The 528-nt window shown below is 50.6% G+C and carries 1 protein-coding gene; it reads left to right on the top strand.

Annotated features, from left to right (window positions below; translation table 11 throughout):
* Positions 1 to 19 precede the first annotated feature (19 nt).
* Positions 20 to 528, top strand: a 509-nt coding sequence (locus tag ACS8FD_RS24335; protein ID WP_439277734.1) for a proton-conducting transporter transmembrane domain-containing protein, incomplete at its 3' end; no start/stop codon positions are given.

The following is a 528-nucleotide window of genomic DNA, read 5'->3' as shown; positions in this document are numbered from 1 at the left end:
CCCTATGTCCGGCGATGTTGTGGCAGAGCTTCTTGGCATGATGGGGGCAGTAGCCATTCTATGGGGGTCTGTTCAGGCCTTGCGCCAAACTCATTTAAAACTGCTGGTCGCTTATTCTACAGTGGCACAGATCGGCTATCTGTTTTTGGTATTTCCACTAGCAGCGTCGCCACGCGCTTGGAGTGCGGTGGCGATACTAATACTATCCCATGCGTTGGCGAAGTCGGCGATGTTTTTGGCAGCGGGTAACCTGTTCCGCTTTGGCGGTCACGATCGCATCTTAGATCTTGATCGTGTTGTGCAGCGCTTGCCTATCAGTGTCTTTGCCTTTGCTTTAGCTGGAGTTGCTATTATGGGTTTGCCGCCAAGTGGTGGGTTTATTAGTAAGTGGTTATTGTTAGAGGTAGCATTGGTACAAGGACGTTGGGATTTGGCGTTAGTGATACTGCTTGGCGGGCTGATTGCCGCACTTTATGTTTTTAAAGTGCTAGGACGCTGCTTTACACAAGCTAAGGTCACCCACGAGCC

The sequence above is a fragment of the Psychrobacter sp. 1U2 genome (genome assembly GCF_051847575.1).
The sequence above is the reverse complement of the archived record's forward strand: the minus strand, read 5'-3'. Positions and strand labels throughout refer to the sequence as shown.